The following is a 25,953-nucleotide window of genomic DNA, read 5'->3' as shown; positions in this document are numbered from 1 at the left end:
AATAGGAAAACGGCCCCCACGACGCGACGCGGCCAAAGGCGCCGCGTCTGCTGCAACCGTCGCGACAGCCCGCTCAGTCGGCGACCACGCTGCGATGATCGAGATGCAGAGCGAAGCCGCGCGCGCCCACCGATTCGAGCCCGGGCTTGAGCGTCATCGACGGCACCTCGTAGTCGCCCGCATTCTGTTTGCGGTACGGAATCGGCGCCTGCGTCCACAAACTGTCCATGCGCTGGCGCAGCTCGTCTTGCGCAACCGCGAAACGTTCGGCATTGAGGCCGTCGCTGCGATAGACCACGAACGGCGGCAGCACGTCGAAGCCCGGGTAATACAGCACGCCGTGGTTGATCGGAAACAGCAGGTCGTCGATGTTGCCGTTGATGCCGCGCGGGCCGTAGTGGTCGGCCCAGCCGCCGGCGGTGACCGACAACATCGCGCGCTTGCCGGCGAATTGGCCTTCGCCGTAACGGTCGCCCCAGCGCGTGTCGGAATGCTCGCCGACGCCGTAGGCGAAACCATAAGCGTAGACGCGATCGATCCAGCCCTTGAGGATCGCCGGCATGGTGAACCACCACAGCGGAAACTGCAGGACCAGCGCATCGGCCCAGCGCAGTTTCTCCTGTTCGCGCACGACGTCTTCGGTCAGCGCATTGGAGGCGTAGGCGCGCTTGGAACTGCTGACTACAGTGAGACGTTCGCGCGGATCGTGTTCGGGAAAGTCCCCGGCATCGACGGTGGCCTTCCAGCCTTGCGCATACAGGTCGGTCACCTGCACCTCGTGCCCGCTTGCGAGCAGATGCGCCTGCATCGTGTCCTTGAGCGAACCGCTCAACGACGCCGGCTCGGGGTGGGCGTAGACGATCAGCACCCGCTTGGGGCGCCGCGGATTTTCGGACTCGGGCTTCGATGCTGCGTTGATCGTGGTCGTGGACATGGGGGACGCCTCGGGAAGAGATGACCTACCTTATCCAATCCAAATATTCCGCAGTGACGCATTTTCATCGACTCTGCGCATCGTGCCAGGCACCAATCAAGATCGCGACACCGCTGCCGGCCGCGGCGCCGGCGCCACGAAAAAACCCCGCTTTCGCGGGGCTTTGTCGTTCATCGCGTCGGCGGGCGCCGGTCGATGGGCATTTACGCCCAGGGATCGCGCAGCACCATGGTGTGGGCGCGGTCCGGACCGGTCGAGACGATCGCCAACTGGCAGCCGGCCAGTTCTTCCAGCGCGCGCAGGTAGGCGCGGGCCGCGGCCGGCAGCTTGTCCCACTCGGTGATGCCGTGGGTGTTCTCTTCCCAACCCGGGAACTCCAGGTAAACCGGCGTGCACTCGTCCCAGCCGGCGGCGTCGAGCGGCGCGTACTCGGTGCGCTTGCCGCGGTATTCGTAGGCGATGCAGATCTTCAGCGTCTTCATGCCGTCGAGCACGTCGAGCTTGGTGATGCACAGGCCGGTGATGCCGTTGATCGCCACCGCACGCTTCAGCGCGACGATGTCGATCCAGCCGCAGCGGCGCGGACGGCCGGTGGTGGCGCCGTATTCCTGGCCGCGGTCGCGGATGCCCTGGCCGACTTCGTCGTCGAGTTCGGTCGGGAACGGGCCGCCGCCGACGCGGGTCGCGTAGGCCTTGGCGATGCCGAGCACGTAGTCGATCGAGTCCGCGCCGACGCCGGTGCCGGCGAGCGCGCCGCCGACGGTGGTGTTGGACGAGGTGACGTAGGGATAGGTGCCGTGGTCGATGTCGAGCAGCGAGCCCTGCGCGCCTTCGAACAGCACGCGCTTGCCCTGCTTGCGCAGGTCGTGAAGGATGCCGGCGACGTCGGACTTCATCGGCTCGACGTATTCGCCGAAGGCCAGCGCCTCGTCCAGGGTCTGCTGGTAGTCGACCGCGTCGACGCCCAGGTACTTGGTCAGGACGAAGTTGTGATAGTCGAGCGCGGTGCGCAGTTGCTCGGCGAGTTGGGTCGGGTAATGCAGGTCGGCGACGCGGATGCCGCGGCGCGCCACCTTGTCTTCGTACGCCGGGCCGATGCCGCGGCCGGTCGTGCCGATGGCCTTGCCGCCGGCGGCCTTCTCGCGGGCCTGATCCAGGGCGATGTGGTACGGCATGATCAGCGGCGTGGCCGGGCTGATCTTGAGGCGCGAACGCACTTCCACGCCGGTCTCCTCGAGCTCGCCGATTTCCTTGCGCAGCGCGGCCGGGCTCAACACGACGCCGTTGCCGATCAGGCACAACGCATCGTCGCGCAGGATGCCCGACGGAATCAGGTGGAGGACGGTCTTCTTGCCGCCGATGACGAGGGTGTGGCCGGCGTTGTGGCCGCCCTGAAACCGCACGACGGCGCCGATCTGCTCGGTCAGCAGGTCGACGATTTTGCCCTTGCCTTCATCGCCCCATTGGGCACCGAGAACGACGACTGACTGACCCATGACCTTGTAACTCCTGCGCTTGCTGTGAAAGCGGCATTGGCCGCGAGGCGACCGCCCCGACCCAGTCGCAGCCGATGCCGCGCCACAGGGCCATGAACGGAAAAAAGCCGGCGGGGATGTCCCCGGCCGGCTTTTGTGCATTATCCGGGTTTCGATAGGCCAAGGCCACCCCAAATCGGTCCGGATCGGGCGGTTGGGGGAAATTGGGGCGATTCGTTCATGGAAGGGGCCGGGAAATCCCTCGCCCGGCCCCGCCCCACGCCTCCCTCTGGCCTCCTCCTCTGGGCCTCTCCCCTGCAGGTCAAAACGCGGGCCCGGCCTTGCACCGGGCCCGCATGCCGCCGGGCGGTCCGACGCGCCCGGCGACTTCAACCGCTCAAGACTTCGCCTGCCCCGCGCGATCGGTAACCCAGCCTGGATTCGGCCCGCCCACGAAGGCCGCCTGCATCAACCGAAGCGGCGGGGCTGCAGCCTGGCTGCAACTGCCGGTTGGCGCATTGATTCGTCGCCCCGGTTGTAGACGCATATCCACCGCCGCGACAGGACGAAACCGGGTCGGAACCGGGACGGTGCGGGAAGGATTCGCAACGCGATGGGCGAACCGCGCTCAACGGTGATGCGGTTCTCTCGGCAGAGTTGATGCGCGTCGTGTAGGCGATAGATTGGGTGAGTCGCGAAGCGAAGCCTTGCCGACGCGTTGCAATGGCCGGTTCCGGAACGCAACTGCGTCCGCCGCAGGACGCAGAAATCGGACGCTCTCTTCGAGCTGCGTCGCCACTGTCCATTGCGGACCGAGCATTAATCCAAAAGAGTCCACCACGCGATTCACATCGTTTCATACCTCATGTCCATGGATGCCTGCTGGTCAGCGATGATGTGCATCGCCTTGTTGGCGGACATCGCCGTATATAAGCTCGTCGAATCGCGATGCCGGTCATCGGCAAACATCACCGCCCCATTCTCGAGAGCAACTTGATGACTCGCACCTGCCGCTTTGTCTTCGCTATCGCGCCCCTGGCCAGTGCGCTCCTCGCCGGCGCGATGCTATCCGGATGCTCGCAACCCCAGTCTGTCGCGACCGACACGCCGACGCCGACCACGCCCTCGGCACCGCAGCAAGCGAGCAACCCCGACGTGCTGCGCTTCCGCATCGGCACGCTCGAGGCGGCAGCATTGAAAGACGGCGACATCGAAGCCGCCAACGACGGCAAGACCTTCGCCATCGGCCAGCCCGCCGATCAGGTGAACGCGCTGCTTTCCGCCGCGGGTGCGCCGACCGACGTACTGCACCTCAGCATCCAGCCCTTGCTGGTCCGCAGTGGGGCGCGCACCCTGCTGTTCGACACCGGCGCGGCGGATGCTTCGTTCGCGCGCGCCGGGCGCTTGCCCGCTTCGCTGCGCGCGGCCGGCGTCGAGCCCTCGCAGGTCACCGACATCTTCATCACGCACCAGCACCAGGATCATGTGGGCGGCCTGCTGACGCGCGAAGGCTCGTTGGCCTTCCCCAACGCGGCCATCCACCTCTCGGCGCCCGAATGGGAATCCCTGAAAGGCGACCGCGACGCCGCCGCGCTGGTCGCCGCGATCACGCCGAAGGTCGCAACCTTCCAGCCCGGCGCGGCGATCGTTCCCGGCGTGGTCACCGCCGTGGCCGTCGACGGGCACACGCCCGGGCACAGCGCCTACGAGATCGCATCGGGCGACGAACGCCTGCTCTATATCGGCGACACCGCGCATCATTACGTGATCTCGGTGCAACGCCCCGAGTGGACCGTGCAGTACGACATGAACGCACCGCTGGCCCAGACCAGCCGGCGCGCGCTCCTGCAACGTGCCGCCGACGGAAAACTGCGCGTGTACTCGGTGCATTTCCCCTTCCCCGGGCTGGGGCACATCAAGGCCCAGGGCGACAGCTTCGTCTGGGAACCCGAGCAGGACGCTACTCGCTGATTCGCCAAGGACACAGCGCGCGCGTCGCGGTGATCCGCGCTGCGCGCATGGCACCCTCGAAATGGACAGAGCGCATGCCCAATGTCGTTTATTCGAACAGCTCGCAGTTCGATGGTCACAGATTGTGAAAGTAGCTAGCCATTACTTCGGCGGTGCGAAACGTTACAGCTCACGCTCATCGCGACGGCATGGGAAAGATCTTTCGATCGCATTTGCAATCTTGCTGGCCCTCACCGCTTGCGGCAAGCCATCATCCGATGAAGGAACTACCCAGCCGCCGCCGCCACCGCCGCCGGCCGATTTCTCATTTCTGTACGGGCCCAGCAAGCATTGTTCGGCTCGGCTTCGACCAGCTCAGAACGTTTCCCCCGCCGAGCGCTGCTGGATCGAGATTCTGTCCGCCCGGTGCAATGTCGGAGACGATTGTCTGGTGTCCTGCCTCGCCAGCGGCAAGGCTCAGAATGAAGGCGGGGGTTGCTGGCATATCTGTTGGCAGCCTCCATCGAAGCTCGACGACTGGCAAGAGCCATCCGGCGCAGACCGGTGCCGCGCATTGGGAAATGTAAGCGGCATCTGACAGGCCTCCCGAGCCACCTAAGCATCATTGCGACAACCTTTCGCCGACCGTTTCGATTAAGCGTTACCGACTACAGGAACTGGGCCATAGAAACGACGGATTTCATCATCAAATCGGCGTCGACCGACAAGGAGCTTCGGTTTTCCGGTGCGGATGATTATTCGTTCTCGGTGGAACTTCGCGGCACCTCGATCCATGCCGCCCAGGAAGTCCATTGCCTTGTCGGCGCATCCGGGTTGACCGAGTTCTTCTCGCACCTGGCCACCCATGAGCGCCCTTGGCCCGGGAGCGAGCGATATGTTTCATTGGAGGGGAACTTCTCGCTCGCCGCCGCCTGCTCGCCGTTGGGACGAGTAACGCTCACCATCGTCATCCACAGCCGGTTCGGAATACCCGAGGAATGGCAAGTACGAAGCGACCTCGTCGTGGAGCTGGGGCAGCTGCCCGGAATCGCGACGGCCGCGAATCGTTTCTTTCGAACCATGGCAGACACTTGAGGTGCGCCTGGGCCAGAAACTTTGCCTTAGACTCGGCAACAGCGTTTAGCCATCTCTGCTCGTCATGTCGCAAGACCTGGATTCCAAGGCTTCTAAAGGCCGCTACTTCGCCCTGTCCTTTCACGAGGTGGCATCCCGCGTCCGCGAGCTTGAGTTCGCCGTTCACGACCATCCTCGCCACCTGTCGGTGCGCCTGCAAAATTGCGAAGTCGAATGCGGACTGGGGCACCAGCTATGCACGTTCATGCGGATGTCGTACCTCGCCGTTTTCTCCTTGCCGGAGGATGAGGTGCACCCCGCTGTCGCCAAGGCAGCCCTGTCGTTTGCGATGTCGGAATACGCTGTATTGGACAAGGGGCCGCACCTCGCCGTACGGGACCAGCAGTTCGTGGTCTATCGCGCCTATCTCAGTGCGCTTGGCCGCGTGAGCATTACCCAACATGTGGTCTCCGCCGGCAGCCGCTCATACCTTCAGTTTCAGCGAGCCGCCATGCTATCGAAAGCGCAGCGGGCGCCGGCGCAACAGATCCTGCTGACTCAGCAGACCATCGTGTGAGACTTGAGCGGCAGGCAAACCAGAGATATACAAGCACTTGCTTGAGCTGGCGAAGCAGCACGACGTAAAAATCGAATCCGGCACCTAGCCATACAGGTCCGCTGCGTCGGCAGCGAACTCCCGGATCAAGTTACAGATGGAAACGCTAGGGGCATACCGGCCAAGACCGAAGTTCCCCATACTCACGCCTACGGCCTCGACCACGCCGCAGATTAGTCCAATGCCGCAACCATGACCGCCAGAAGCCAGCCAGCTATTTACCTGGAGGACGCCAGCCTCACCCAGGTCCTGCGCGATGCCGGTCTCGTCAGCATCGGCCTGGCAAATGCCGCTGTTTACCTTGAAGACTATATCGAGCTCTATGAGGCGGAACTGATCTTCTCGGACGCTGAGGTCGAAAACAATATTCGCGAACTACCCGCTGAGATATCCGAAGCATCGCTGCACACCGAAGGGATGACGTACTACGTATTCCTTCCCTTGCCCTTCGTGGTCGACGGCGCATGCCGTATGGATGCGCTGACCCGCAACGGCGGGCGAATCACGGTCCGCGGGAGTTCATGCCGAATCGAGCTCGGCCCAAGCACCCGGCAGGCCTATATTTGAGAACCTCAAGCAAGCTGCCGACGTCAGAGCAAGCAGAATAAAGCCAGTCCTTTCCGGCCCAACCGCCTACCCAGCAGACCTCAAACGACACCATGTCCAACCAAAGCATTCCCTCCTTATTCGAGTGGCTCGGCGGCATCGATGCGCTGAACCGGCTGACCGATCGTTTCTACGAGCACGTCAAGGCCGACGCGTTGTTGGGGCCTGTGTTCGAGCACATGGGCGCGGACCATCCGGGTCATGTCGCGAGCTTTCTTGCCGAGGTGCTCGGCGGGCCGGACGACTACAGCAAGCGGCACGGCGGGCATCCGCATATGGTCCAGCAGCATCTCAATCGCCACCTGAGCCAGCAGATGCGGCGCCGCTGGGTGAGCCTGCTGCTGGAAACCGCGGACGAGCTCGGCATGCCGGACGACCCGGAGTTCCGCTCGGCGCTGGTGGGCTATCTGGAGTGGGGTTCGCGCCTGGCGGTGATCAATTCGCAGCCGGGCGTCACGGTCGACCCGCAGGCACCGATGCCGCGCTGGGGCTGGGGCGAGGTCAAGGGGCCGTACACGGGCTGAAAACCATGTTCTTGCCGGTTGCAGCCGCCGCGCTACTCGGATGCAGCCAAGACGTCGCTTCGGATTCGCTCCCGATTGGGCGCCCGGTCATGTAAAGGCCGTGAGCAGAGTGCTTGCTGAATGCGCCCAGCCATTAGTGTATCGGTACATTTATCGAGCCCTATCGACACACCTCTGTGATGAACCAACAGAGAGCATTGTTAACTAAGTACCAAGCTATCTCACAGTTCGCCAAATTCAAATGTGCTTATTCACGATTGTTTCCACAGTATCGCCATTGCGATGACCTGATCCGCGGAACCAGTGATCTAATCACAGAGCAGGGGAATATATGCATAAGGAGAATTGCATGAACAGAACTCTGTTAACGACGATCATTGGTCTCTTCGCGATTTCATGTTTCAACGTACGAGCCGCCAACGATACGGTGGCTGCCGCGAAAGATACCGAAATCACACGGGCATTAACCACACTCGGAGAGGATGAACAAGCTCGTCGCGACATTGCGCTCCGGCTCGCGCCGATCAAGAGCTCACAAGCCCTCGCCACGTACATTCGATCCACGCCGACATCCCTATCGCCTCTGGCGATGCTGTCTGAAGGAGCCAGAGCGAGATTCATCCAGGGCTTGTCGTTCAACAAGAACGGTCTGACAAGCTACAACTACGCAGATCTGAAACAAGAGCTGACGGCCAGTCAGATTTATCGGATCCTGAGCCTATTCGGCGTTGAGCACACGACTTCCTTGATTCACGGAATTCGCCTGGAAAACGACACCGATGAGGCCATCATGCGTTTGGATGACAACGCCGGCATCGTTCGACCGATGAGTGATTACAACGACTATCGATGCGTGACCCCCGCCACCTGCGGACGTGCTACCGACTACATCTGCATCGGCGGCAATTGCGCAAAAGAGTAACGGCACCGGCCTCCATGGCGAAAACGACGAGCTATCGATGAAGAATTCTTTCATTCCACTCCTGGCAGTTTCGCTTCTCTGCTCTCTGTGCGCCGCGGCGTCGGCGGAGTCTGCGAAGCTGAGCGTCATCGAAGAGAAGTTCCAGAAGTTCGACAGCCTCGTTGTTTCCGTGCTGGACAAACCCGATGCGGAGAAAGCTTCCGCGATCGAACGCAGTTACCAGAAACTGTTCGGAAACGAGGCAGCGCGAACCGAGGCAAATCGATCCACCAAGGATCTGTCGTTGGGGTTTCGCGCTGCCTCACAAGCCGTGTTCTATACGCTCAATGAGCGCTATCTCGACGACATGTCGCATTACCTGAAATTGCTGGAGGCCAAGCGGCAAGCCACCTCAGCGCAGTATGCGGCGATGTATGGCGCGCTCGTCCAAACCCGACGCCTGGACGATGCCGTAGCGCTTTACGCACGTCGTGGTAATCCCGAGATGGAGCCGCTTCCGCCGCGAGAACAGGCGTCCGCGCCAAGCAACGGCGCACGGGAATGGAAAATCGGCGAACGGGGCGCTCTATCGCTGCAGCCTCGCCAGGTCAAGGCGGCGGAGATCATCGTGGTCGCTCACCCGTCCTGCGGTTTCACCCGCCGCGCGGTGCAGGACCTAAAAACGGCACCAGGAGGATCGTCCACCTTCTTCGGCGGTGCTCATTGGCTGACGCCGCAGGATCGCCAATTCCAGATCGAAACACTTCGCAGTTGGAACCAGCAGCACCCCGACGTCCCGATGTCGATTGTCTACAAGGAAAAAGAGTGGCGCGAGCTCGACACCTGGAACACGCCCACCTTTTACTTCATCAAAGACGGACGGGTGGTCCGCAAGATCGTCGGCTGGCCCGGCCCCGAGCGGGTCCGGGACGTCATCGATGCGGCACGCGAGATCGGCATTTCCGACGCACGGTAGTCGCCGCAGGCCGGTGAACGACCACGCCCTCACCCGCCCCGCAACACCCACAGCGAAACCACCCCGATCGCCACCACGACTCCGCCTACGATGCGCAGGTGGCGGTCGGGCAATGCCTGCAGTTGCTCGGCTGCGCGTTTCCAGCCGTGAGGGGCGACGAACAGGAACAGGCCTTCGAGCACTGCGACTAGGCACAGTGCCCGGATCAACTCACCGACCATGCGCGATCAGCGGTCGGACTTGAGGTATTGCAGGAACGGATCGTCGCGGTCGAGCACGATCACGCTCTGGCCGTCGGCGAAGGACTTGCGATAGCTCTCCAGGCTGCGCTGGAAGGTGAAGAACGCCGGGTCCTTGCTGGCGGCCTCGCCGTACAGGCGGGTGGCTTCGGCGTCGCCTTCGCCGCGCAGGCGCTGGGCGTCGCGTTCGGCTTCGGCCAGGATCACGGTCTTGTCGCGGTCGGCGGTGGCGCGGATCGCCTGCGACTGTTCGACGCCTTCGGCGCGCAGCTGGCTGGCGACCTGCAGGCGCTGCGAACGCATCTGGTTGTAGACCGAGGCCAGCACGTTGCTGTCCTGCGGCAGGTCGATGCGCTTGATGCGGATGTCCTTGATGCGGATACCCAGGGTCGCGGCGCCCTTGTTGATCGTTTCGAGCTGCTTGCCGATCACCGCTTCGCGATCGCCCTTGACCACGTCGAGCAGGTTCAGCGAGTTGATCTCGTTGCGCAGCGAATCGCGGATGATCGGCGCCAAGCGCTCGACCGCGACGGTTTCGTCGCCGCCGGTGGCCTGGAAGAAGCGGCGCATGTCGTCGATCTGGCCGAGAGCGAAGAAGTCGACGCTGACGTCGAGCTTGTCGGCGGTCAGGTAACGCTCCGGCGGCGATTCGAGGATCTGCAGGCGGCGGTCGAACACCCGCGCGGTCTCGATCAGCGGCCACTTGAAGCGCAGGCCGGGACCGATGTCCTCGCGCACCACGGTGCCGAGGCGGAACACGATCGCGCTGTGGCCTTCGCTGACCACGAACATCGAACCCAGCAACGCGAGTAGCAAGGCGATGCCCGCGGCAATCAGGGCGGGAACTCTCATCGGATCACCTCGTCGCGGGACTTCGGACGCGCGGGGCGGCCGACATAGGGCACGGTGGACTGCGATTCGGTCGCGGTGACCGGGCTCAGCATTTCCGGCTGGGTCACCAGCGGCACGCTGACCGGGCCCGGGGTGGTCGGCACGTTGCGATCCATCGGCACGTACAGCACCTGGCGCGAATCGCCGCCGACGATCTTGCGGTTCTGGCTCAACACGTCTTGCACGGTGTCGAGCCACAGGCGCTTACGGGTGACGTCGGGCGCGCTCTTGTACTGGTCGACCAGCAGCGAGAAGCGGGTCGCGTCGCCCTGGGCGCGGGCGACGGTCGAGGTCTTGTAACCCTCGGCCGTGGTGCGTACGCGCTGGGCCTCGCCTCGCGCTTCCGGAACGATCTGCTTGGCGTAGGCCTGGGCCTGGTTGATCGAGGTGGTCTTGTCGGCGTTGGCGCGCTGCGCTTCGTCGAACGCGTCCTTGACCTCGTCCGGCGGGCGGGCGTTGGGCAGGTTGAGCTCGGTCAGAATCAGTCCGGTCTCGTAGTCCTTCAGCGAGGCCTGCAGGCGCTGGCGCACCTGCGTGGTCAGCACGCTGCGCGCGCCGAGCACGGTATCGAGGTCGGAGCGGCCGATCTGCTCGCGCACGGCGCTTTGGGCGGCCTGCTTGAGCACGTCGTCGGGCTTGCGCGAGCCGAACAGGAACAGGCGCGGCGACTCGATCCGGTACTGGGCGTTGATCTCGACGTTGACCATGTTGCCGTCGCGGGTCAGCACCGGGATGGTCTCGGTGTAGGCCTGGCTCTGGGTCGCGTTGAGCTTGGTCACGCGCTCGATCGGCCACGGCGCCTTGAAGTGCGGACCGGGCTGCAGCACGCGCGAGAACACGCCGAAGCGCAGGACCACGCCGCGTTCCTGCTCGGTGACGAGCACGAAGCAGTTGAACACCAGCCACAGGCCGATCAGCAGCGCGACCCAGCGCAGGATCCCGCCGCCTCCGTTGCCGAACAAGCCGCGCAAGGGCTCGATCACAGCATCGAGACCGCGACCTTGCGGTTTGCGTTGTCGCGGCGGACGCGGGTTGTCGCCGGAATTGTCACTGCCAGGGGTGTTCCAGGCCATGCCTGCTCCTAAAGATGTGGGCGCCGGGCGGGACGTCCTGTGTCCAGCCCGCTGCACCGGCCTCGGCCTGCGCCGCGACCGGTCCACGGCGCCGGTTGCGCCGCGGGAGTCCGCACGCAGTCACCCGCGCACGAACCCGTCGATTCTAGGTGGGGGCCTGAACGGCCTCAAGCAAGGGGCGCAATGCTTCGCCGTTGGCCTGGGCGAACAGGCGCTGGGCGTCGGCCACGGCCAGGTCGACCTCGACCAGCCAGCCGTGCTCGTCGGCGTGTTCCGAACGCACCGCGCCGAGCTCGTGCAGCCGCGCGCGCAGGCGCGCGTCCTGCGGCGCGATCCGCACGCTGCCGGCGACGTGGCGCAGCTGCAGGGCCTCGCCCAGCGCGCTGCGCAGCAGGTCCAGGCCCTGGCCGTCGCGGGCCGACACCCAGACCCGGCTGCTGTCTTCGCCGGGCCGGTCGATGCGCGGCTCGACCCCGTCGAGGCGGTCGATCTTGTTGAACACCAGCACCTGCGGCAGATCGCCGGCGCCGATTTCGTTCAGGACCGCGTCGACCTGGGCGATGCGCTCGTCGCGCAGCGGGTCGGCGGCGTCGATCACGTGCAGCAGCAGGTCGGCCTCGCGCGCCTCCGACAGGGTCGAGCGGAACGCGGCGACCAGCTCATGCGGCAGGTCGCGGACGAAACCGACCGTGTCGGCCAGCACCGCGGCGCCGCCGGAGAGCTCGATCCGGCGTACGGTCGGGTCGAGGGTCGCGAACAACTGGTCGGCGGCGTAGGCCTCGGCACCGGTCATCGCATTGAACAGGGTGGATTTGCCGGCGTTGGTGTAGCCGACCAGGGCCACGCGCGGTAGTTCGCTGCGCAGGCGCGCGCGGCGCATCTGGGTGCGCTGCACTTCGACCTTGTCGAGGCGGCGCTGCAATTGCTCCAGGCGTTTCTGCAGCAGGCGGCGGTCGGTTTCGAGCTGGGTTTCGCCGGGGCCGCGCAGGCCGATGGAGCCGCCGCGCTGGCGTTCCAGGTGGGTCCAGCCGCGCACCAGGCGCGTCGCCATGTGCTTGAGCTGGGCCAGTTCGACCTGCAGCTTGCCTTCCGAGCTCTTCGCGCGCTGCGAGAAGATGTCGAGGATCAGGCCGGTGCGGTCGACCACGCGCCGTTCGAGGAAGCGCTCGAGATTGCGCTCCTGGCCCGGCGACAAGGGGTGATTGACCAGGATCAGGTCGGCGCCGCTGGCCTCGGCCGCGGCCTTGACCTCGTCGAGCTTGCCGCTGCCGATCAGGGTCGCCGCGTTCGGGCGGTCGATGCGCGCGGTCAGGACCGCGGCCACGCTCGCGCCCGCCGACCGGGCCAGGTCGGCGAACTCTTCCAGCAGGTCCTCATCCGGCGGGCCGCCGGCATGAGGCTGGATCAACAGGGCGTGCTCACCTTTGCGCGAACGTTCAAACACAGGTCCGCACCGTCGGCGCGAGCGCCGCCATCGTCATCGGATTACTCAGTTTCGTCGCCGCCGTCGCCATTGTCGCTGCCATCGGCGGACTGCACATAGCCGCCGCCCGGACCGACGCGGACATTGCGCGCGGGAACCACGGTGGAAATGGCGTGCTTGTAGACCATCTGACTCACGGTATTGCGCAACAGCACCACGAATTGGTCGAAGGATTCGATCGTGCCCTGCAGCTTGATGCCGTTGACCAGGTAGACCGAGACCGGTACGCGTTCGCGACGCAGCGCATTCAGGAAAGGATCCTGTAGGGATTGCCCCTTAGACATCTTCTAATTCCCCAGCATGTTCTAGTTATTAGGACGGCACGCCCGGCACCGATGGTGCGGAGCACGGCCGTATCGCCGGCTGTTGTCCCCACAGGGCGACCGGCCGATGTTAACGCAAGTGATAGCAAACATTGCGACCCGGTTCCGGGTTTACGCGCCTCATTCTAAGCGCCGAATGTGTCTATAGCGGGCCGGCGCCCATAAACAGGGCCAGGGCGCCCTCCAGTTCGGCCGCATCGCGCAAAGGATCGAACCAGCGGGCGTCAAGCTCGCCGCGCAGCCAGGTCAACTGGCGCTTGGCGAGCTGGCGGGTGGCGTAAACGCCGCGATCGCGGAATTCCCGGGCGTCGTAGTCGCCGTCGAGGTGCTCCCAGGCCTGGCGGTAGCCGACCGCGCGGATCGCCGGCAAGTCCTGCGGCCGCGGATGCGCCTGCAGCGCCGGCAACGCGCGCAGGCCGCGGACTTCATCGAGGAAACCCTGGGCGAGCATCTGCTCGAAGCGGCGCTCGATACGGGCATGCAGCACCGCGCGCTCGGCCGGCGCCAGCACCAGCTTGAGCACGCGGTACGGCAGGCGCGGCGCGGCGAGCGAGGCGCGGCGCCACTCGCTCATGCTGCGCCCGGACAGGCGGAACACTTCCAGCGCGCGCTGGATACGCTGGGCGTCGGTGGCGTGGATGCGCGCCGCGGCCTCGGGGTCGACCTGTGCCAGTTGCTCGTGCAGGGCCGCCCAGCCGAGCGTCTCGGCTTCGGCGACGAGCTGCGCGCGCGTGGCCGGATCGGCCTCGGGCATGGCCGACAGGCCGTGCAGCAAGGCGTGGAAGTACAGGCCGGTGCCGCCAGCGAGGATCGGCAGGCGCCCGCGGCCGGCGATGTCGTCGAGCGCGCGGCGGGCGTCGAGCGCGAACTCGGCGGCCGAATACGGCTGCCAGGGCTCGCGCACGTCGATCAAGTGATGGCGCACGCTGGCCAGCTCGACGGCGCTCGGCTTGGCCGCGCCGATGTCGAGGCCGCGATAGACCAGGGCCGAATCCACGCTCACGATCTCGCCGCCGAGGCGCTGCGCCCACTCCAGGGCGAGCGCGGTCTTGCCCGACGCGGTCGGGCCCATCAGGGCGATGGCGAGCGGGCGGGGATCGGCGGAAGCGTTCATGCGGGACGGCGGCACGGCGGTGGAGCGAGCCGGCAGCCTCGCACAGGCGCGAGCATCGAGGAAGCGGCGGTTCGGCCCAACCTGCCCCACTCGCGACCTGGTCGGCGCGGCAACGCGCGCTCCACAGACGTTGTGGAGAAGCACTGGGGCAAGCCTGTGGACAAACCCATCGCGCCCAGGCCTGGCAAGGGATCACGCTTGTTTGTCGTTTTTTTGACCAGGCCATGACGTTTGTCCACACAGCCTGTGGACAAGCCTGCGGACAGTCTGTCGCGGAGCAAGCGCAATCCGTTGCGGCGTAACGCTCGCGATAAGTTTGATCATTTATTGATCACTTATTTTTCTTGACTTGCATCTCATAGTCGGCATCCCCAACCGATCCGAATCGCCGCACGACCACGGCGCGCGCAAGCGACGCGAAGCGCTGTCCACAATCGCTGTGGACAAACCTGCGGACAGACACCGTGCAACCGTGTTTCACGCCTTATGTGACAAGGCTGCGACAAGTTTGATCAATTTTTCGCCACGCGTCCGCCGCGAGGAAATCCGCAGGAATTCGTCGTCGAAGGCTTGACATGGAAGGCGATGCGGCACTCGATGAACGCTCGTCGCCGCTACGGACACAAACGGCATGGTGTCGTATCGCCTTGCAACAAACAGGCGGCCGCATCGCCCGCGGCATGCGCGCAGCGATGTCCACAAAGCCTGTGGACAAACCTGCGGACAGCGGCGATGCAATCGGGTTTCACGCCTTATGCCGCAAGGCCGAAGCAACTATGGCGAAAATTTGACCACGCACGAAAAGGGCCGAAATCGCCTGGCCGCGCATCGGTCCCGCTTGGCGCGAACGAGGCTCGAACGCGCATGGCAGGCTCCGCTCCCGCCCGGGATCGCGCAAATCTTCCCGCCGATGCACGAGCGCAGGCCGCTCATTGCGCGAAACGGCTTGCGCAATGTCCACAATCGCTGTGGACAAAGCTGCGGACACACACGATGGAATCGGGTTTCACGCTTTGTGCGGCAAGGGCGCACGGATTATGGCGAAACTTTGACCACCGCTCCCGCACCGAAGAACAAGCCTTCCCCGCTTCGTCAAACGCTTGACTTCGCGAGCGCTCGCACAGGTCTGGATCGAAGGCATCGACACGCCTCGATGCTTGTGTGTCTGAAACTCAGGAGGGACGGCACCGCAGCTTCGAGCGCATCGAAGCGAGCGCATCGCGCTGCCCACGATGCCTGTGGACAAGCCTGCGGACAATCTTCATGCAAGGTGTTTCACGCCTTGCGCGGCAAGGCTTTCGCGATCATGGCGATTGTTGAGGACGAGATGGCGCTAAGCGGGCGACAGATCGCTCGCAACGATCTGCTGCTGAACGCACTGCGCCGCAGACCCTGCGCTGCGGCGACTGCGGTTTTCCGCGCTCAAGTCGCGGGCCGCCGCTTCCGTTCCGGTAATCAAGGCTACGCACCGGGCATCGCAACGACGAAGGGACTTACTCGTCGTCGGGCCACTTCAGGCCCGGCGCCGACGCGGCCGCGCGCCGCGGCATCGGCTGCGCCGCGACCGCTTCCCAGACCTTGATCGCATCGACGGTGGCGGCGACGTCGTGCACGCGTAACAGCTTCGCGCCGCGCTGGGCCGCGATCAGGTGCGCGGCGACCGAACCGTGGACGCGCTCGTGCGCGTCGTCGCGGCCGGTGAGCTCGCCGATGCTGCGCTTGCGCGACAGCCCCGCGAGCACCGGCACGCCGAGTTCGCCGAAACGCTGCAACTGCGCAAGCAGGGCCAGGTTGTGGGCGAGGGTCTTGCCGAAGCCGAAGCCGGGATCGACGACGATCCGTTTCTTGGCGATGCCGGCCATCTCGGCGGCGAACAAGCGCTCGACCAGGAAACGATGCACTTCGGCGACCACATCGTCGTAGACCGGGTCGGCCTGCATCGAACGCGGCTCGCCCTGCATGTGCATCAGCACCACCGGCACGCCGAGTTCGGCGGCGGCATCGAGCGCGCCCTCGCGGCGCAGCGCGTAGACATCGTTGATCAGGCCGGCGCCGGCCGCGACCGCGGCGCGCATGACCTCCGGCTTGGAGGTGTCGATGCTGATCGGCAGCCCGGTCTCGCGGGCTAGACGTTCGATCACCGGGATCGTGCGCCGCAGCTCTTCCTCCAGCGGCACCTCGGCGGCGCCGGGGCGGGTCGATTCGCCGCCGATGTCGAGCAAGTCGGCGCCCTCCCCGGCCAGCTTCAGGCCGTGCGCCACGGCAGCCTCGAGGCTGTTGTGAGCGCCGCCGTCGGAGAAGGAATCGGGCGTCACGTTGACGATGCCCATGATCCGCGGGCGGTCGAGGACGAGGCGGCGGCCGTTGCAGTCGAGGGTGGTGGCGAGTTCGAACATTGGATTGGGGACCGGAATCGGGAATCGGGAATCGGGAATCGGGAATCGGGAATCGGGAATCGGGAATCGGGAATCGGGAATCGGGAATCGGGAATCGGGAATCGGGAATCGGGAAGAGTTTTCGCGCTGCCTCTAACTTACGCAAGCGTCCTGGGGCTTTCATCTCCGGTCGGAAGCAAAGATATCCAGCTGACCTGGATGTCCTTCCAGGCTCTGGCCTTTGCCAATCCCTAATCCCGAATCCCAAATCCCGGCCCAAACAAAACGGCGCCCGATTTCTCGGGCGCCGTTCGCTTTTGCTTTACCGATGTCGAGTTCCGAAACCCGAATCCCGGCCTTCAGGTCTGCGCCGCAGGCCCGCCGATCTGGCTGCCGGGGCGACCCGGACCCGGGTCGTCCTTGGAGATGCGGCCCGACTTGGCCCAATCGGCCGGCGGACCCGGCTCGCGGCCGGCCATGATCTCGTCGATCTGCGCGGCGTCGATGGTTTCATACTGCAGCAGGGCCTCGGCCATCATGTGCAGCTTGTCGAGGTTGTCCTTGAGGATCTGCGAGGTACGGCCGTAGGCCTTGTCGAGGATGCCGCGCACGACTTCGTCGATCCTGCGCGCGGTCTCGTTGGACACGTTCTTGTGCTGGGTGACCGAACGGCCGAGGAAGACTTCGTCTTCTTCTTCGCCGTAGGCGATCGGGCCCATCTCGTCGCTGAGGCCCCACTTGGTGACCATGTTGCGGGCCATCTTGGTGGCGCGCTCGATGTCGTTGGACGCGCCGGTGGTGACCTTGTCGACGCCGAAGATCAGCTCCTCGGCGACACGGCCGCCGTACAGCGAGCACAGCATCGATTCGATGGCCACGCGGTTCATCGAGTACTTGTCGCCTTCCGGCAGGTACATGGTCACGCCGAGGGCGCGGCCGCGCGGAATGATGGTGACCTTGTAGACCGGATCGTGCTCGGGCACGACGCGGCCGACGATGGCGTGGCCGGCCTCGTGGTAGGCGGTCAGCTTCTTCTCGTCTTCGCTCATGGCCATCGAGCGGCGCTCGGCGCCCATCAGGATCTTGTCGCGGGCCTTGTCGAAGTGCTCCATGCGCACGTCCTTGCCGTTCTCGCGCGCGGCGAACAATGCCGCCTCGTTGCAGAGATTGGCCAGGTCGGCGCCGCTGAAGCCCGGGGTGCCGCGGGCGATGGTCATCGGCTCGACGTCGTCGTGCAGCGGCAGCTTGCGCATGTGCACGCGCAGGATCTGCTCGCGGCCCTTCACGTCCGGCAGACCGACCACGACCTGGCGGTCGAAACGGCCCGGACGCAGCAGCGCCGGATCGAGCACGTCGGGGCGGTTGGTCGCGGCGATCACGATCACGCCTTCGCCGCCTTCGAAACCGTCCATCTCGACCAGCAACTGGTTGAGGGTCTGCTCGCGCTCGTCATGACCGCCGCCGAGACCGGCGCCGCGATGACGGCCGACCGCATCGATTTCGTCGATGAAGATGATGCAGGGGGCGTGCTTCTTGGCCTGCTCGAACATGTCGCGCACGCGGCTGGCGCCGACGCCGACGAACATCTCGACGAAGTCGGAACCGGAAATGCTGAAGAACGGCACCTTGGCTTCGCCGGCGATGGCGCGCGCGAGCAGGGTCTTGCCGGTACCCGGCGGGCCGACCATCAGCACGCCTCGCGGGATCTTGCCGCCGAGCTTCTGGAACTTGGAGGGATCGCGCAGGAACTCGACCAGCTCGCCGACTTCTTCCTTGGCCTCGTCGCAACCGGCGACGTCGGCCAGGGTCACCTTGACCTGGTCCTCGCCCTGCAGCTTGGCGCGCGAACGGCCGAAGCTCATCGCACCCTTGCTGCCGCCCTGCTGCATCTGGCGCATGAAATAGACCCAGATGCCGATGAACAGCAACCAGGGCAGGACGTTGATCAGGATCACCACCAGCGACGGGCTGCTCGACTGCGGCGTCTGCACGGTCTCGACCTTGTGATTGAGCAGGTCGTTGATCAGGTAAGGGTCTTGCGCGGCATAGGTGGTGAACTTGGTGTCGTCCTTGCGCGTGCCGGTGATCGTGGTGCGATCGTCGGAGAATTTGATCTCCTTGACCCGGTCGCTCTGGACCTGGGCGATGAACTGATCGTAGGAGATCGCATCGGTGCCCGCCGCACGCGGGCCGAACGCCTGGAACACCACCATCAGTACGACGGCGACGATTACCCAAAGCAGCAGATTCTTGGCCAAATCGTTCATGTATTTCCTAGCCTGCGGCCCTGTGGGGCCTCGTGTCCTCCGACGCCTCTTGCGCCGGCGGTACCGCTCAGATTGTCACACCACCCGCCACCGGACACCTGCCAAAAGCAGCTGGGTCGGCCGGCCGCCGGCCCGACGCCTTGGCGTTCAGGTCGGCGTGGCCCGCTTGCCCTGCGCCAGCGCGTACACCTCCGGGGATCGCTTGCGCGAGGCCGCCGGCTTGCGGATCGAGACCTTGGCGTAGCGACGGCGCAGTTCCCGCACGTAATCATCGAAGCCCACCCCCTGGAACAGCTTGATCAGGAAGGTGCCGTCGACCCTTAGGTGCCGGTCGGCGAAATCCATCGCCAGCTCGGAAAGGTGCATCGCCCGCGGCAGGTCCACCGCGTCCACACCGCTCATATTGGGGGCCATGTCCGACAGCACAAGGTCCACGGTCTGCCCGGCCAGGGCCTGCTCGAGCTGGGTTAAGACCTGGTCCTCGCGGAAATCGCCGAGGATGAACTCGACCCCGGCCAGGCCGGGCATCTCCAGGATGTCCAGGGCGATGATCCGGCCCGGCTTGGCCGCGTTGAGGCGGTCCAGCTCCTGGCGGACCCATTGCGACCACCCGCCCGGGGCGGCGCCGAGGTCCACCACGACCATGCCCGGCTTGAGCAGCCGGTCGCGCTCGACCAGCTCTTCGAGTTTGTAGGCGGCGCGCGAACGCAAGCCTTCGGCCTTGGCCTTCTTTACGAAGGGGTCCGAGAAGTGTTCCTTGAGCCAGCGTTGGCTGCTTTTGCTGCGGGTCGCCATATGCGGGCGGCCGTCCCGGTGGGGGTTGGGGACGCCATGATACCCTGAGCGCCCCTCCCGCTCCGTTCGTGTGACCCAATGCCCACCCTGTTGACCTCCGCCCAGACCCGTTTCCTGCGCGGACAGGCCCACGACCTCAAGGCCATGCTCCAGGTCGGCGGCAAGGGCATCACCGATGCGCTGGTCGCCGAGGTCGATAACGCCCTCGAGCACCACGAACTGATCAAGATCAAGGTCGGCGCCGAAGACCGCGACACTCGCGACGCAGCGATCGCTGAGATTGCCGAGCGTACCGACGCCGCCCTGGTCCAGCGCATCGGCCATACCGCCGTGCTGTACCGCCCGAGCAAGGAAAAGCGCCAGATCGTCCTGCCGCGGACTTGATAAAGCCGGGAATGGGGAATCGGGCATAGGGAATCGGAAAGCCCCCCGCCCCAGCTCCACTCTGGCTTCAAGCCATTCCCGACTCCCGATTCCCGATCGCCCATGCAACTGACCCTGGAACGTCCCGATCACGAGTTCTTCCTGCGCGGCGCCGACGGCCAGGTCGCCCTGGTCAACGATCGCCGCCTGGAACGCAGCTTCATCCTCGCGCCGAACCGGCTGATCGAGGATTGGCCGGTACTGGACGTGAAGACCCTGACCATCGAAGACCTGGCGCCGGTGTTCGCCCTGGAGCCGGAATTGATCGTGCTCGGTTGCGGCGCGACCCAGGCGTTTCCGCCGCCCGCGACCCTGGCCGCCTGCCTCGGCCGCGGCGTCGGCCTGGAAACCATGACCAACCCCGCCGCCGCGCGCACCTTCAACGTGCTGGCCGGCGAAGGCCGGCGCATCGTCATGGGGTTCGTGCTCGGCGCATGAGCTCGGCCGGGCCGCGCTTGCGCTGGCCTGCGCTTGGCCTCGTCCTGATGCCGGCAATCCTGCTCGCCGCCTGCACCCTGCCCACGCCGGCGCAGCGCTACCAGCGCTGGCTCGGCGACGGCCACCGCGCCGCGGTCGAGGAATACCGCCGTTATCTGCTCGCTCACGGCGCTGGCGAGTCCGTACCGATGATGCAGTTGCTGCGCAGCGGCCGCCGCTGGCGCCTCTGCGGTGCGCCCGAGTTCGCGTTGCCGCCGAAACCGGCCTGGCCCGACACGGTGCGCAGCCTGCGCCTGATCGCCGAGCTGCGCCGCGCCGGGCTGCTCGACGGCGCCGAGATCACGTCCGGATACCGCGACAAAGCCCTCAATCGCTGCGAAGGCGGCAGCTCGCGCAGCCGGCACATGAGCGGCGGCGCCTACGATTTCGATCTCGCCACCGACGCCCCGACACGCGAGCTGTGCGCGTTCTGGCGCCGGCTCGGACCGGCGAGCGGCTTCGGCCTCGGGTTTTACGACGCTCGCCATCTGCACATCGACACCACCGGGTTCCGCACCTGGGGGCACGACTACACCTACCGGACATCGCAGTGCGTGCCCGGCACTCGCCTGAAACATCACGCAAACTGACCCGCAGCGCCATAAAGAGCGACGTCGCTCCGCACGCCGCCTTCGCGGCTGTCGAACCACCGCGTCGAAATCGGCATCGATCCGGCCACCGACTCCGATATCGATGCTGTCCCGTCGTCGCGGCCGAGCTTCGCCGCCCCTCGGCTTGTCATCACTCGATCGAGCGCCGCCGATCGCGGTCAATCCGGTTCCAGGCGCAACGAGTAGCTGTACGAGTCGGTCTGCAGATGCAGAAGGGTCTTGCTCGCCGGGACGTAGACGATGCGCACCGCATCTTCCGGCAGCAGCGCATGGAACAAGCGGCTTTCCACCAGGAACACGATCGTCCGCGGCGGCGGCTCGTCGACCGTCACCGTGATGAAGCAATAAGGGCTGCCGCCGCCTTCGGAACTCTCGGTACGCATGTGGCTGATGCGGCCGCAGACGCTGACCTTGACCCCCATGTCCAGGTCGGACTGCAACTTGTCGTCTTCGTTCGTCACGACGAAAGCCACCACGGCCGCCGCCAGGAGAACCGCAACCACCATGGCCGCGGTCGCTCCTGCGCCGATGCCGTTCAAGCTGGCCAAAATGCATACCACCGCTAAAACCAGGCCCAGGATGCAGAGGAACGCGACGATTCCGCAACCGCTCACTCGCCTCGCAGCCAATCTGTCCCGGTCGTGTCCGTTGAGGGGCCCGGTTACGCGCGGCTTCGCCGCTTGCGGCGCGTCATCGCTGCTCGCCGTCGCTTCCGGGCGAAGCTGACCAAGATCGTCCTGACGGTCGAGATCCGCTCGCGTGGACGGCGCGGTCCGTCGCAGTTTTCGCGCGGCGTCGCGCTGAGCCCTGCGCAGTTGCAGACGCGCGTCGGCCGAATCGTCGTGCTCCGGTGCGGCCTGCGAAGCCGTACTCTGCGCACCCAGCTCGTACTCGCATCCCAGCGCGACGACGCTGATGACGGTCTTGCTGACCGGCGCATAGGCGATGCGGACTTGCTCGCCGTATTCGACCTCGAAGAACACGCGGTCCGGCGGGGTAAATTCGAGCGTGCACGGCGGGGTTTCCTCGGTCCGCAGTTGGATGCGGCAGCGAGATTGCTCATCATCATGAGTAACTTTCACCACCGTCGCCACGGCGAGCCGCTTGATACCGCCGTCCATGTCGGCCTGAAGATTCGCGTTGGCGCCGGAACGGCCCAGCACCGTCATCGCCGCCATTGCGAGGCCGACGAGCAATTCCACCGCGGTCCAGAAAGCGCCGTAACGTTCCCACGTCATCAACACCACCACGAGCGTCACCACGACGATCAATATCGCAGCCGGCACGCCGTCGGACTTGAGCGCATCCAGGCGAGCGATCTCGTCCAGGCTCAGCGGCCGGGTGTTGTCTTCGTCGGGCGGTGTCGACATGCTGATCCTTCAGACTGTTTTTCGCGGCTTATTCTGCATCGATCCGGCCCACGCTCGCGCGCGGGTGCTTCTGCGGTCGAATCCCGGGGCACGGCGCATCGGCAAACGGCAGGCGCGGTGGCGATGCGTGGCCGCGCCTAAGGCGGCGCCAGGCCCAACTGCGACAGTTTCCGCGCCATGCCTTCGGGCGTATTGAGCGTGTGCAGGCAGCTCCCGTCGGCCCGTCGATAGGAAATCAGGCCGCCATCGATCAGCCGCGCGACCAGAATCGCGTCGCGCGCCCGGATGCTGCGGTGTTCGGACACGGGAATATCGGAACCGAGCAGGTCCGCGGGCATCAGCGCGGGATCGGCATCCTTGAGCACGAACCGGCCCGGACAGTCGACGATGCCGATCCATGGCCAGGCCGCTTTCAAGGTCGCGAAATCCATGGGCTGACTCGGCGCCCCGCCGCGACGGCGGGTGCGCGGCCGATTACTTCGCAGGCAGATACAACAACGGATCGACCGGCTTGGCGTTGTAGCGCACCTCGAAGTGCAGCATGTCGCGCGCGGCGCCGCTGCGCCCCATCTCGGCGATCTGTTCGCCGGACTTGACCACCTGGCCCTCGTTGACCAGGCGCTTGCGGTTGTGGCCGTAGGCCGACAGCCACTGTTCGTTGTGCTTGACGATGATCAGCTCGCCGTAGCCGACCAGGCCGGTGCCCGAATAGACCACCACGCCGTCGGCAGCCGCGCGGACCGCGGCGCCGCTGGAGCCGGCGATGTCGACGCCCTGCTTGGTCGGCTCGTTGGCGACGTAGCGGCTCAGCAAGGGGCCGTCGGCCGGCCAACGCCAGCGGATACCGCTGTTGATCGGTGCGGCGACCGGCGCCGCCGGCACGGGGCGCGGCGCGCTGGTGCCCGCGCTCGACGGTGCCCCTGGCGATGGGCGAGTCCCGCCGCCGCTGGACGGGTACAGGCGCAGACGCTGGCCCGGGTAAAGGGTGTAAGGCGGCGAGAGGCCGTTCCAGGCGGCGAGGTCGGCGACCTGGATGCCGTTGTTGGTGGCGATGCGGTACAAGCCTTCGCCGCGCTGCACGACGATGGTCGCGCCGGGCTTCGGCCTGGATGGACGCGGCGGCGCCGGACGCGAGGAGGGGCGCGAGGTGCCGCGGCTGGAATGACCGCGCGAGGGTTCGCGGACCACCGTGCTCGAACAGCCGATCAGGGCAAGCGCGGCCAGAACGCAGGCGGCCATCGCCAGGGTCGGGGTCCGGGTCGTCTTGATCATGCGCATCCTCTTGCAGCGTCCATGTACCGGTGTTTCGTCATTGCGGGGTCCGCAGCGGCCTCAGCCCTGCTGCGAGCGCCATATCAGCCAGACTACGGCGACCGCGATGATGGCCGTGGCAATCCAGCCGATCGGCTCGATGTAGCGTCGCAGCGTCGCCTCGGCGCGTTCGCCGCCGATGCGGATCGCCAGCGCCAGCAGGAACACGCGCTTGCCGCGGCCGATCAACATGCTCAGCACGTATTGCAGCATAGGCACGCCGACGATACCCGACGCCCAGGTGAACACCTTCATCGGGATCGGCATGAAACCGCCGAGGACCAGGAAGGTGAACACCGCCCACGGCGATTCGGCCATCTTGGCCTGGACCGTGGCGATGCCGGACTCGATGCCGGCGAGCATGCCCATCGCCGCGAACACCGGCTTGAGCGCCTCGAAGGCGTAATGGCCCAAGGCATAGCCGACCAGGGCGCCGGCCATCGAGCCGATCAGGCTCAGGGTGGCGAACCAGAACGCGCGCCGCGGCGCGCCGACGCACATCGGCGCCAGCATCACCTCGGGCATGATCGGGAAAATGATGGCTTCCACGAAGCTCAAGCCGGTGAGATAGGCCGGCGCGTGGCGATGCCGGGCCCAGGTCAACGCGCGCTCGTAGAGCGGTCCGAAGATCTTCAAAAGCGAACCCCTGTCGGGTGAGGTGTCAGTCGATCATGCCCGACAGCAATGGCACGAAGACCACCGGCGCGAGCGTGTGTTGGCTGATGTTGCCGTCGGCGTCCTTGCGCAGCTTCAACAGCGACTGCGACGAGGACGCGCCGACCGGCGCGATCAGGGTGCCGCCGACGGCGAGCTGGTCGGTCAAGGCATCGACCAGCGCGGGCGCGGCCGCGGTGACGATGATCGCGTCGAAGGGACCGTTTTCGGGCCAACCGATGCGGCCGTCGTCGTGCTTGCTGCGCACGTTGAGACCGAGTTGGCGGAATCGCTTGCGCGCGGTGCGCAGCAACTCGCCGATGCGTTCGACGGTATGCACTTCCAGGCCGAGCGCGGCGAGGATCGCGGCCTGGTAGCCCGAGCCGGTGCCGATCTCCAGCACTTTGCCGGGTATGCCGTCTTCGAGCAGGGCCTCGGTCATCTTGGCCACCACCCAGGGTTGGGAAATGGTCTGGCCGTGGCCGATCGGCAAGGCGGTGTCTTCGTAGGCGCGCATCGCCAACGCTTCGTCGACGAACAGGTGGCGCGGCACGGTGCGGATCGCGTTGAGCACGCGCTCGTCGCGGATGCCGGCCTCGCGCAGGCGCTCGACCAGGCGGTCGCGCACGCGCTGCGAGGTCAGGCCGCTGCCGATCGCTTCGGGCTGCAGGCGCATGCGCTGGATCATGCGGTCGACTCCGGCGCCCGTGGTTCCGGCTGCGCCAGCGCATCGGCCAGGCCGCCGACCCAGCTCGCGACCTGTTCGAGCGCCTGATAGCGGGTCAGGTCGACGTGAATCGGGGTGATCGAGATGTTGCCGGTGCGCACGGCCTGGAAGTCGGTGCCGGGGCCTGCGTCTTGCTCGGCGCCGGCCGCGCCGATCCACCACCACTGGCGGCCGCGTGGGTCTTGTTGCGGGGTGCAGGCTTCGGCGCGGTGGCGGTTGCCCAGGCGGGTGACTTCGAAACCGGCGATCTCGCCCCAGGGCAGATCGGGCACGTTGACGTTGAGGATGGTGTCGGCCGGCAGCGGATCGGTGCGCAGGCGGGCGATGATCTCCACCGCCGCGCGCGCCGCGGTTTCGTAGTGATGGCCGACGTGGTCGGCGGTCGCCAGCGACATGGCCACGGCCGGCAGGCCGAGGAAACGGCCTTCCATCGCCGCGGCGACGGTGCCCGAATAGATCACGTCGTCACCGAGGTTGGCGGTGTTGTTGATGCCGGACACGACGATGTCGGGCTCGGCTTCGAGCATGCCGGTGATCGCCACGTGCACGCAGTCGGTCGGGGTGCCGGACACGCGCCAGGTCGACTCGTCGAGCTTGTGCACGCGGATCGGCATATCCAGCGTCAGCGAATTGCTGGCGCCGGAGCGGTCGCGATCGGGAGCAACCACCAGCACCTCGTGACCGGCCTCGCGCAGCCCCTGAGCGAGAATGCAAATGCCGGGTGCGTCGACGCCGTCGTCGTTGCTGACCAATACGCGCATGAG

General features: G+C 65.8%; 28 protein-coding genes. 11 read left to right on the top strand and 17 right to left on the bottom strand.

The features are described from left to right. Nucleotides 1-73: 73 nt before the first annotated feature. Nucleotides 74-934, bottom strand: a complete 861-nt coding sequence (locus tag LC490_RS13510) for an NAD(P)H-dependent oxidoreductase (RefSeq protein ID WP_223620459.1) — start codon at nt 932-934, stop codon at nt 74-76. Nucleotides 935-1,137: 203 nt separating this feature from the next. Next, nucleotides 1,138-2,430, bottom strand: a complete 1,293-nt coding sequence (locus LC490_RS13505) for an adenylosuccinate synthase (protein ID WP_031374330.1) — start codon at nt 2,428-2,430, stop codon at nt 1,138-1,140. Between the two features lie 975 nt (nt 2,431-3,405). Between LC490_RS13505 and LC490_RS13500 the strand changes: the two genes are divergently transcribed. The 7 genes from LC490_RS13500 (at nt 3,406) to LC490_RS13470 (ending at nt 9,056) form a co-directional block, all read left to right on the top strand. Further along, complete coding sequence (locus LC490_RS13500; RefSeq protein WP_223620458.1) at nt 3,406-4,380, top strand: MBL fold metallo-hydrolase; 975 nt, start codon at nt 3,406-3,408, stop codon at nt 4,378-4,380. A gap of 474 nt (nt 4,381-4,854) precedes the next feature. Next, nucleotides 4,855-5,454 carry a DUF6228 family protein gene (locus LC490_RS13495; RefSeq protein ID WP_223620457.1) on the top strand — a complete coding sequence of 200 codons (600 nt, stop codon included), beginning with the start codon at nt 4,855-4,857 and terminating at the stop codon, nt 5,452-5,454. A gap of 64 nt (nt 5,455-5,518) precedes the next feature. Next, nucleotides 5,519-6,010, top strand: a complete 492-nt coding sequence (locus LC490_RS13490; RefSeq protein ID WP_031374333.1) for a hypothetical protein — start codon at nt 5,519-5,521, stop codon at nt 6,008-6,010. Between the two features lie 231 nt (nt 6,011-6,241). Beyond that, the gene (locus LC490_RS13485; protein ID WP_031374334.1) at nt 6,242-6,616 is read left to right on the top strand and encodes a hypothetical protein; all 375 of its coding nucleotides are present in this window, start codon (nt 6,242-6,244) and stop codon (nt 6,614-6,616) included. A 92-nt stretch (nt 6,617-6,708) separates the two neighbouring features. Further along, nucleotides 6,709-7,179: a group II truncated hemoglobin gene (locus tag LC490_RS13480; RefSeq protein WP_223620456.1), complete on the top strand. Its 471-nt coding sequence runs from the start codon at nt 6,709-6,711 to the stop codon at nt 7,177-7,179. Nucleotides 7,180-7,528: 349 nt separating this feature from the next. Further along, on the top strand, nt 7,529-8,101 hold the full coding sequence (locus LC490_RS13475) for a hypothetical protein (RefSeq protein ID WP_223620455.1): 573 nt from the start codon (nt 7,529-7,531) through the stop codon (nt 8,099-8,101). Nucleotides 8,102-8,138: 37 nt separating this feature from the next. Further along, nucleotides 8,139-9,056, top strand: a complete 918-nt coding sequence (locus LC490_RS13470) for a hypothetical protein (protein WP_031374337.1) — start codon at nt 8,139-8,141, stop codon at nt 9,054-9,056. A gap of 29 nt (nt 9,057-9,085) precedes the next feature. Here the strand turns inward: LC490_RS13470 and LC490_RS13465 are convergent, their stop codons facing one another. From LC490_RS13465 to miaA, 6 genes are all read right to left on the bottom strand, one after another. Next, nucleotides 9,086-9,277 (bottom strand): DUF2065 family protein, encoded by a 192-nt coding sequence (locus LC490_RS13465; protein WP_031374338.1) that lies wholly within the window; start codon nt 9,275-9,277, stop codon nt 9,086-9,088. Between the two features lie 6 nt (nt 9,278-9,283). After that, entirely contained in the window at nt 9,284-10,147 is an 864-nt protein-coding gene (locus LC490_RS13460; protein ID WP_031374339.1) for a protease modulator HflC, read from the bottom strand. Then, a complete protein-coding gene (gene hflK / locus LC490_RS13455; protein WP_031374340.1) occupies nt 10,144-11,259 on the bottom strand; it encodes an FtsH protease activity modulator HflK in 1,116 nt (371 codons plus the stop codon). The genes LC490_RS13460 and hflK overlap by 4 nt, the downstream gene beginning before the upstream one ends. 145 nt (nt 11,260-11,404) lie before the next feature. Further along, nucleotides 11,405-12,703, bottom strand: a complete 1,299-nt coding sequence (gene hflX / locus LC490_RS13450) for a ribosome rescue GTPase HflX (RefSeq protein WP_223620454.1) — start codon at nt 12,701-12,703, stop codon at nt 11,405-11,407. 41 nt (nt 12,704-12,744) lie between these two features. Continuing rightward, the gene (gene hfq, locus LC490_RS13445; RefSeq protein ID WP_031374342.1) at nt 12,745-13,026 is read right to left on the bottom strand and encodes an RNA chaperone Hfq; all 282 of its coding nucleotides are present in this window, start codon (nt 13,024-13,026) and stop codon (nt 12,745-12,747) included. A gap of 181 nt (nt 13,027-13,207) precedes the next feature. Further along, nucleotides 13,208-14,179 (bottom strand): tRNA (adenosine(37)-N6)-dimethylallyltransferase MiaA, encoded by a 972-nt coding sequence (gene miaA, locus LC490_RS13440; RefSeq protein ID WP_223620453.1) that lies wholly within the window; start codon nt 14,177-14,179, stop codon nt 13,208-13,210. A gap of 575 nt (nt 14,180-14,754) precedes the next feature. On the opposite strand from miaA, the gene LC490_RS13435 reads away from it, so the two are divergent. Beyond that, nucleotides 14,755-14,970, top strand: coding sequence for a hypothetical protein (locus tag LC490_RS13435; RefSeq protein ID WP_223620452.1), 216 nt, complete (start codon nt 14,755-14,757; stop codon nt 14,968-14,970). Between the two features lie 702 nt (nt 14,971-15,672). Here the strand turns inward: LC490_RS13435 and folP are convergent. The 3 genes from folP to rlmE form a co-directional block, all read right to left on the bottom strand. Then, the gene (gene folP, locus LC490_RS13430; RefSeq protein WP_223620451.1) at nt 15,673-16,575 is read right to left on the bottom strand and encodes a dihydropteroate synthase; all 903 of its coding nucleotides are present in this window, start codon (nt 16,573-16,575) and stop codon (nt 15,673-15,675) included. Nucleotides 16,576-16,913: 338 nt separating this feature from the next. Further along, nucleotides 16,914-18,821, bottom strand: coding sequence for an ATP-dependent zinc metalloprotease FtsH (ftsH, locus tag LC490_RS13425; protein ID WP_031374345.1), 1,908 nt, complete (start codon nt 18,819-18,821; stop codon nt 16,914-16,916). A gap of 147 nt (nt 18,822-18,968) precedes the next feature. Then, nucleotides 18,969-19,616, bottom strand: a complete 648-nt coding sequence (rlmE, locus tag LC490_RS13420; protein ID WP_031374346.1) for a 23S rRNA (uridine(2552)-2'-O)-methyltransferase RlmE — start codon at nt 19,614-19,616, stop codon at nt 18,969-18,971. Between the two features lie 78 nt (nt 19,617-19,694). Between rlmE and yhbY the strand changes: the two genes are divergently transcribed. From yhbY to LC490_RS13405, 3 genes are all read left to right on the top strand, one after another. Further along, entirely contained in the window at nt 19,695-20,000 is a 306-nt protein-coding gene (gene yhbY, locus LC490_RS13415) for a ribosome assembly RNA-binding protein YhbY (protein ID WP_031374347.1), read from the top strand. 102 nt (nt 20,001-20,102) lie between these two features. Beyond that, nucleotides 20,103-20,477 (top strand): Mth938-like domain-containing protein, encoded by a 375-nt coding sequence (locus LC490_RS13410; protein WP_031374348.1) that lies wholly within the window; start codon nt 20,103-20,105, stop codon nt 20,475-20,477. A gap of 47 nt (nt 20,478-20,524) precedes the next feature. Beyond that, complete coding sequence (locus LC490_RS13405) at nt 20,525-21,106, top strand: D-Ala-D-Ala carboxypeptidase family metallohydrolase (protein ID WP_161786178.1); 582 nt, start codon at nt 20,525-20,527, stop codon at nt 21,104-21,106. A 179-nt stretch (nt 21,107-21,285) separates the two neighbouring features. Here the strand turns inward: LC490_RS13405 and LC490_RS13400 are convergent, their stop codons facing one another. The 6 genes from LC490_RS13400 to surE form a co-directional block, all read right to left on the bottom strand. Beyond that, nucleotides 21,286-22,497 carry a hypothetical protein gene (locus LC490_RS13400; protein ID WP_223620450.1) on the bottom strand — a complete coding sequence of 404 codons (1,212 nt, stop codon included), beginning with the start codon at nt 22,495-22,497 and terminating at the stop codon, nt 21,286-21,288. Between the two features lie 137 nt (nt 22,498-22,634). Beyond that, nucleotides 22,635-22,928 carry a hypothetical protein gene (locus LC490_RS13395; RefSeq protein WP_223620449.1) on the bottom strand — a complete coding sequence of 98 codons (294 nt, stop codon included), beginning with the start codon at nt 22,926-22,928 and terminating at the stop codon, nt 22,635-22,637. Nucleotides 22,929-22,971: 43 nt separating this feature from the next. Then, entirely contained in the window at nt 22,972-23,769 is a 798-nt protein-coding gene (locus tag LC490_RS13390) for a peptidoglycan DD-metalloendopeptidase family protein (RefSeq protein ID WP_223620448.1), read from the bottom strand. A gap of 60 nt (nt 23,770-23,829) precedes the next feature. Beyond that, nucleotides 23,830-24,444, bottom strand: a complete 615-nt coding sequence (locus LC490_RS13385) for a YqaA family protein (protein WP_031374353.1) — start codon at nt 24,442-24,444, stop codon at nt 23,830-23,832. A 25-nt stretch (nt 24,445-24,469) separates the two neighbouring features. Next, nucleotides 24,470-25,150, bottom strand: coding sequence for a protein-L-isoaspartate(D-aspartate) O-methyltransferase (locus LC490_RS13380; protein WP_031374354.1), 681 nt, complete (start codon nt 25,148-25,150; stop codon nt 24,470-24,472). Next, nucleotides 25,147-25,950 carry a 5'/3'-nucleotidase SurE gene (gene surE, locus LC490_RS13375; protein ID WP_223620447.1) on the bottom strand — a complete coding sequence of 268 codons (804 nt, stop codon included), beginning with the start codon at nt 25,948-25,950 and terminating at the stop codon, nt 25,147-25,149. Before surE ends, LC490_RS13380 begins: the two co-directional genes overlap by 4 nt. Between the last annotated feature and the right edge of the window lie 3 nt (nt 25,951-25,953).

This window comes from Lysobacter sp. ESA13C (assembly GCF_019970005.1).
Taxonomy (GTDB): Bacteria; Pseudomonadota; Gammaproteobacteria; order Xanthomonadales; family Xanthomonadaceae; genus Lysobacter; species Lysobacter antibioticus_B.
This window is presented reverse-complemented; position numbering and strand designations above follow the sequence as displayed.